Genomic DNA, 7,320 nt, shown 5'->3' on the forward strand with positions numbered 1-7,320 from the left:
AAGTGCCACCCCAGTCGCCTAGCGAATGCAGGAACGCATGGTTGCTAGTAACGCGTTCAGGCATGCGTAGCCTCAATCTGTAGCCGACCGCTGCGCAGGATCACCGCGGTCAGAATTGCTCCGGTGAGGAACAGGGCTCCTGCGATGTGGAACGCAACGGTGTACCCGTGGATGGCTCCAGCCTCGGCGACAGCCGGCGTAGGCGGTGAGTGGTTGTCGATGTAGCGGGCCAGCGCCGTGGTGAAGATTGTCGAGAGGGCCGCCGTGCCGACTGTTCCGCCGATCTGCTGGCTGGTGTTGACCATCGCCGAGGCGACGCCGGCATCCCGGGTGGCGACCCCGCTCGTCGCGGTAGCCACCGCGGGAGAAAACGCCAACCCCATACCCACACCCAGTAAGACGATCGGCCCGAGGATGTCCCGGGTATAGGTGGCGTCCACACCGAGTCGACCGAGCCATGCCATACCTGCCGCGGCCACCACCATGCCCGTCGGGATGATCGGCCGCGGGCCGACGCGGCGCATCAACACCGTGTTCGCCAACGCGGCGGCCAGCCCGATACCTGCGGCCATCGGAAGGAACGCCACCCCGGTGGCCAGTGGGCTGTAGAGCAGGTCACGCTGCATGAAGTAGGTGAGGAAGAGGAATGCGGCGAACATCGCGCAGAACGTGACGGCAATCGTCAGGTATGCCCCGCCGCGGTTGCGATCCGCGACGATCTGAAGAGGCAACAGCGGTGCCGGCACCCGCATTTCGACGACGAGAAAAGCGCCGAGCAGAACCGTCGACGCGGCAAGCATGACGACGGTCAGAGGCGCGCTCCAGCCATCGGACTCCGCGTTCGACAGTCCGTAGACCAGACAGAACAGCCCTCCGCTCCCGGTAATGGCACCTGGCCAGTCGAGCCCGACCTTGCTCTGCGTCGGAGCCGCTCTCACGACGAGGAGTGCACCGAGCGCGGCGGGTAACGCCAACGCCATGTTGATGTAGAGGCACCATCGCCACGACAACCACTCCGTGACGGCGCCGCCGAGTAGCAGACCGATCACCGCACCGCTGGCCGCGATTGCCGAGAAGACGGCGAACGCCCTTGCACGACCGTCGGGATCGGTGAACGTGATGTTGAGGGTGGACAGCGCGGCCGGGGCAAGGATGGCGGCGAAGACGCCCTGGGCGGCCCGGGCCGCAATCAGGATCGCGAACCCGCCGGCGGCGCCGCCAAGAGCAGACGCTGCCGCGAAGCCAATCAGTCCGATGACGAGGGTGCGACGTACGCCCACCCGATCAGACAACCGGCCCCCGAGCAGCAGCAGGCTGCCGAACGCCAACGAGTAGGCCGTGATCACCCACTGCCGGCTCGCGATGTCGAATCCGAGTTCGTCTTGAGCCGACGGCAGCGCGATGTTCACGATGGTGATGTCCAGGACCACCATCAGCTGCGCCGCCCCGATGACGGCCAGGACCGACCATCGCCGGGACGGTGGTGGCGCAGCCGTTTGGCCGAAACCGTTTCTCGCCGGCCGCCGCTCATCGCGACGCCCGGAAAGCCGATGACTCAATGTTCTCCCTGTCGGCTAATGGCCCGGACAACTCTCGGCGTTTGGGCACGCTTCACCCGGATTGCCCGTACGCGCTGCGAGGGCGGCGGCGTACGGGCAATCACGGGGTCCGCTTTGGTGATAGACGGTGCGCCTACGCTGCCGGCGCCAGTACCACCGCGGAGTTGTGTCCGCCCATCCCAAGTGACGTCTTCAACGTCAGCCCGCCGGGTTTGAGCGGTGTGGGCCCGTCCAGTAACCGCGGATGCCCGGGGGCGACAGTTGGCGGTGCGGGCACGGTTCCGTGTGCATAGCCGAGTGCGGCGGCGGCTAGCTCGACGGCTGCGGCGGCACCCTGGCAGTGTCCGACCATCTGCTTGATGGAGTAGATGCCCGGCTTGCCGTGCAATACCTCGTCGACGAGCTCGGCCTCCGCTGTGTCGCACTGCTGCGTCCCGGGTCCGTGCGCGTTGAGGTAGGCGATCTCGTCGGTGGAGGTATTCGCGGCACTCAGCGCGTTACGGACGCACTCGTCGATGTGTGTGCGGGCGGGGTCCACCGACGTCAGGTGGTGGGCGTCGTGGGTCATATCGCCACCGAGCATTTGAACGTAGGGCCGCTCGGCGCGTTGTGACAGTACGAACGCGACGGCCGCTTCACCCGCCGGGAACCCTCGGCTGCCCTCTTGAAATGGTCGGCAACCCTCAAGCGGTTCGACATCGACCACGCCGACGCCGAGGCGGACGAAGTGCTCCACGTTCTCCGGTGTCAGTGACAAATCCGTGGAAACGAACACCACGTCGTCCACGAACCCGCTGTCCAGCCACATCTTCGCGGTGATCAGCCCGGCGTTGCCCGACGAGCACATGGCCGAGACATTCATCGCAGGCCCGTGAAAGCCGTATTCCTGCATCAGCATCGATACCGGCGTGGACGGCATCAAGGTCAGGTAGTCACGAATCCTTCGGTGCGCCGCGTCCTTGAGATAGAAGTCGCGCCAGCCCTCGACTTCAGAGATCACCACGGCATGGAGCAGTCCGACCCGGCGGCCGGGCACCCAGCCACGCTCGCCCGCGTCGGTCACGGCTTCGCGTGCCGCCCCGCGCATGGCGCGAGAGAACCTGCTGAGCCCGTCGAACGGGTTGCCCTCGTCGGCGATCTGCGCCACCCACGCGTCCTCATCGCCGCTCGAGCCGAATCCGCCGACCAATTTCGCGGCGGGCTTGCCGCTGAGCAGCCCGTTCCACAGCGGGTCCGCGCCCCAGCCGTATCCCGTAACTGCGCCGATCCCGGTGATGGTCATCGGTCCTGACATGATTGTCGCCTTCCTATTTTTGGACGTTGCTGAGAAAGTTCTCGTTTAATTAACGCTTATCTGGCGGTAGTTGACCAGGCAAAATGTCACACGTGGGACAGTGGAACTAGTGACGACGCTCGAAATGAAGCTGCGCAAAACGCCAGCAAACACTGCATCGAAGGCCCGTTGATGGTCCTCGGCGCCGACGACGCGAGCACGAGCAACGCCCCTGCCCTCCCGCTCGATCCGGTCGAACAGCGATTCCGGCAATTGCTGGAGCACAGCCCCGACCCGATGTGCGTCCACGCCGACGGACGCGTGGTCTACGTGAATCCCGCCGGCCTCAGGGGAATCGCCGCTCAGAGCGCGGAAGACCTGGTAGGCCGGATGATCACCGACTTCGTCCATCCCGACTCCATCGCACCGATGCTGACCCGCATTGCCGGCCTACAACAGGAAGGTGACGCCTCCGACGCTGCGGAGGCGGTCATGCTGCGCCTAGACGGCAGCCCGGTCGACACCGAGGTCGTCTCGGTGTTGACGAGCTGGGACGGCAAACCGGCGTATCAGGTCATCTTCCGCGATTTGACGATGCAGAAAGCGGCCGAGGCAACTCTGCGCTATCAGGCCGCACTTGTGACGCATGCCACAGACGCAATCATCGCGACGACGTTAGCTGGCACGGTCACCAGTTGGAATCCGGCAGCGGAAGCGATATATGGGCGGCCCGCGGCGCACGCGTTGACCCTCCCGATCACCGAGGCTGTCGGCGCCGCCGTCGATCCGGGGGAAGTCGTCGCTGACGGCGGCGTCGCCCACGCGATCCATCGAGCCGCCGACGGAAGAGCGCTCATCATGAGGGTGTCCGCCGCCCCGATGGAAAACGGATACGTCCTCATCTGCTCTGACCAGACAGCCCTGCGACGCGCCGAACGACGATTCCAGACCGTTGTGGACTCCCTCGTCGAGGGGGTCGTCGTGCTTGATGCCGAAGGTCAGCCCGAGTGGATCAATCCCGCGGCTCGCCGCATCCTGGGCTTACCGTCCAGCGGCAAGTTGCAGACGCACGACGATCTTTCCACCGCGTTCCCTCTCTACGACGTCGATGGCAACTGGCTCGATGACTGGCACCGGGTGTTTGTGAGCTCACTGACCACCGCAGTCGTCCCTCGACATCTGATCGTGGGCTTCGACCGGTCCGACGGCGTGCGACGCTGGCTTTCGGTCAGCAGCCGCCTCCTCGACCCGGCCGAAACCGGGGAGCAGGCGCTGCTCGCGTCATTCACCGACGTCACCGACGAGCGCGATGCCCAACTTCAGCTCAGCCACCAAGCTCACCACGACTCGCTGACCGGACTCCCGAATCGGGCGTATGCCGAGGCGCAGGCAACCCAAGCTCTACAGGCCGACCCGCCGACGCTGGCGGCGGTGATGTTCATCGACCTCGACAACATCAAGACCGTCAACGATGCATTCGGACATCACGCCGGCGATGCCGTGATCAAGACTGCCGCCGAGCGACTGCGAGCCACCCTGCGGTCCGAGGACTTGATCGCCCGCCACGGCGGCGACGAATTCGTTGCGCTGCTTTTCGGCAATGCCGACTACGCAGCACTGGAGCGTCTCACCGAACGACTGCATGTCGCTCTGGCCGCGCCGCTCGATGTCGCCGGAATCTCATGCAACCTCACCGCCAGCATCGGCGTGACCGAGGTCGCGCCTGATGATCACCGTGACGCCGCCGAGGTTCTTCGTGATGCCGACGCCGCGATGTACAAAGCCAAGGTGTACCGCGCCACCACGCACTTCCTTTCGCCCTGAAACAAGGCGGGCCGTCGACCTCGTGCACCTCACCTAACTAACTAGGTTTACTCTGTCCGTAGCGTTCTGCAGACAGGGGATCAACCATGGACCTCACGTGGTCGGCGGCCGATGTGGCGTTTCGCAACGAGGTGCGCGACTTTCTGGACGACAAGCTGACACCGGAACTGCGAAGAGCAGGCCGACTCATGACCAGCGTCTACGCCGATCACGAGGCGAGTATGGAGTGGCAGCGGATCCTTCACGAACGAGGCTGGGCCGCGCCGGCCTGGCCGGTTGAGCACGGCGGCTGCGAGTGGAGCCTGACCCAGCACTACATCTTCAGCCGCGAGTCCCAACTGGCCGGAGCGCCGTCGTTGTCACCGATGGGCATCCGCATGGTCGCCCACGCGCTGGTCAAGTTCGGCACCGACGAGCAGAAAAAGTTCTTCCTGCCCCGCATCCTCACCGGCGAGGTGTTCTTCTGCCAGGGCTACTCCGAGCCGGAGGCCGGCTCCGACCTCGCGGCGCTGTCGATGGCCGCGGTCATGGACGAATCGACCGGCGACCTCATATGTACCGGGAGCAAGATCTGGACGACCCACGCCGGCGAGGCGAACTGGATGTTCGCCCTGGTGCGCACATCGAAGACTCAGAAGAAGCAGCAGGGCATCACGTTCGTCCTGATCGACATGACAACGCCGGGCATCCAGATCCGCCCGCTGGTCATGACGTCGGGCGAGGAGGTGCAGAACCAGGTGTTCTTCGATGAGGTGCGGGTCCCCAAATCGAATGTTCTCGGCAAGATCGACGACGGCTGGACCGTCGCCAAGTATCTGCTGGAGTTCGAGCGCGGCGGCGGCGCGTCATCGCCTGCCCTGCAAGTGATGGCCGACGAGATCGCCACCGTCGCCGCCGATCAGCCCGGCCCCGCCGGCGGTCGCCTGCTCGATGACTCCGCGTTCGCACGAAAGCTGGCCGACGCCCGCATCCGCACCGAGGTTCTGGAGATTCTCGAATACCGGGTACTCGCCGCCGTCGCCGCGGGCAAGAATCCGGGTGTGGCGTCGTCGATGCTCAAGGTGATCGCCACCGAGTTGAGCCAGGCGCTGACCGAGCTGGCGATGGAGGCCGCCGGTCCGCGCGGGCGGGTCTATCAACCGCACGCGACGTGCCCTGGCGGACCGGTGACCGAATACGAGCCGCCGACCGACGACTACATCAGCGGTGAAGAATGGCAGGCCGTCGCGCCGCTGCGCTACTTCAACGATCGCGCCGGCTCGATCTATGCCGGCAGCAATGAAATCCAGCGCAACATTCTGGCCAAAGCGGCTCTCGGACTGTAAAGGGCAAGCGATGGACTTCAACTTGAGCAAGGAACAGGAACTGCTGCGCGACGGGCTGGGCAAGTTCCTGTCGACCCGATACGACCTCGAAAAGAGCCGGGCGGCAGCCAAGACCGGCCCCGGCTGGCAACCCGACATCTGGCGCGGCTTCGCGAATGAACTCGGCATCTTGGGCGCCGCCTTGCCCGAGAACGTCGGTGGGATCGGTGGCGGTCCCGTCGAGGTCATGGTGATCGCAGAGGCGCTCGGGCATGCGCTGGCGGTGGAACCCTACGTGGACACTGTCGTGGTGGCAGGCGGCCTGTTGCACCGGGCCGGCGGCCCGGTCGCGACGTCACTGCTGGAGAAGATCGTCGAGGGCACCGCGGTCGTCGCGCTGGCCGCGGCGGAGGCATCGTCGGGCGAGCATTGGCAGGACATATCGACGACCGCCGAGCGCGACGGCGACGGGTGGACCCTACGAGGGTCGAAGATCGTCGCGATGAGCGCGCCGTTGGCGACCCATCTTCTGGTGACCGCATGCACCGATAACGGAATCTCGCTATTCGTCGTCGATCTCGCCGCCCCTGCACCGGGCATCGACATGCACGCCTACCGCACCGTCGACGACCGCCGTGGCGCCGATATCGTCTTCGACGGGCTGCGGCTGCCGGGCGACGCGCTGCTGGGACAGGAAGGCCAGGCGTGGCCGTCGATCGCGGCGGCACGTGACGAAGGCGCGGTGGCGGTCTGTTCCGAGGCGGTCGGCTGCATGCGAAAGGTGTTGGCCGATACCGTCGAATACGCCAAGCAGCGTCACCAGTTCGGGCAGCCCATCGGCAGCTTTCAGGTGCTGCAGCATCGGATGGTCGACATGTACATGGAGGTCGAGCAGGCCGTCGCCGCCGTGTATCTCGCTGTCCTCAACATCGAGGCCGAACCCGCGGTACGAGCGCGGGCGGTGTCGGCGGCCAAGGCCACGATCGGGCGGGCCGCCCGCTTCGTCGGCCAGCAGGCGGTGCAGTTGCACGGAGGCATGGGGATGACAGAGGAACTCGCCATCGGGCACTATTTCAAGCGACTGACCGCAGTCCAGTTCGAGTTCGGATCAACGGACTATCACGTCAACCGGTACGCGGAGCTGACCCGGTCCTGACCCCGCGAATTCGGCGCGCGCATCAACCCTCGCGGTCGTGTGGTGTCTCGGGACATCGCTGACACTTATGTCTCGGGACATCGCTGACACTCATGGTGCCGGTTTGGGTTCGCGGGTGCGGTAGGTACGGGTGTTTGTCTCGGCGCGTTGGTGGTATCGGGTGGGGTCGGCGGTGAATGCGCGGACGAGTCGGTTGCCGCTGAA

General features: G+C 65.5%; 5 protein-coding genes. 3 read left to right on the top strand and 2 right to left on the bottom strand.

Features of this window, described 5'->3' with window-relative positions; all coding sequences use genetic code 11:
- Window positions 1–56 precede the first annotated feature (56 nt).
- Both CSQ99_RS21785 and CSQ99_RS21790 read right to left on the bottom strand, forming a co-directional pair.
- Window positions 57–1,433 carry an MFS transporter gene (locus CSQ99_RS21785; protein ID WP_425437850.1) on the bottom strand — a complete coding sequence of 459 codons (1,377 nt, stop codon included), beginning with the start codon at window positions 1,431–1,433 and terminating at the stop codon, window positions 57–59.
- A gap of 259 nt (window positions 1,434–1,692) precedes the next feature.
- The gene (locus CSQ99_RS21790) at window positions 1,693–2,853 is read right to left on the bottom strand and encodes a beta-ketoacyl synthase N-terminal-like domain-containing protein (protein WP_099041083.1); all 1,161 of its coding nucleotides are present in this window, start codon (window positions 2,851–2,853) and stop codon (window positions 1,693–1,695) included.
- 171 nt (window positions 2,854–3,024) lie between these two features.
- Here CSQ99_RS21790 and CSQ99_RS21795 point away from each other — a divergent pair, with 171 nt between their 5' ends.
- The 3 genes from CSQ99_RS21795 (at window position 3,025) to CSQ99_RS21805 (ending at window position 7,116) form a co-directional block, all read left to right on the top strand.
- Window positions 3,025–4,656, top strand: a complete 1,632-nt coding sequence (locus tag CSQ99_RS21795; RefSeq protein ID WP_099041084.1) for a sensor domain-containing protein — start codon at window positions 3,025–3,027, stop codon at window positions 4,654–4,656.
- Between the two features lie 86 nt (window positions 4,657–4,742).
- Window positions 4,743–5,981 carry an acyl-CoA dehydrogenase family protein gene (locus tag CSQ99_RS21800; RefSeq protein WP_099041085.1) on the top strand — a complete coding sequence of 413 codons (1,239 nt, stop codon included), beginning with the start codon at window positions 4,743–4,745 and terminating at the stop codon, window positions 5,979–5,981.
- Window positions 5,982–5,991: 10 nt separating this feature from the next.
- The gene (locus CSQ99_RS21805) at window positions 5,992–7,116 is read left to right on the top strand and encodes an acyl-CoA dehydrogenase family protein (RefSeq protein ID WP_099041086.1); all 1,125 of its coding nucleotides are present in this window, start codon (window positions 5,992–5,994) and stop codon (window positions 7,114–7,116) included.
- Window positions 7,117–7,320 lie beyond the last annotated feature (204 nt).

This window comes from Mycobacterium neglectum (assembly GCF_002591975.1).
Taxonomy (GTDB): Bacteria; Actinomycetota; Actinomycetes; order Mycobacteriales; family Mycobacteriaceae; genus Mycobacterium; species Mycobacterium neglectum.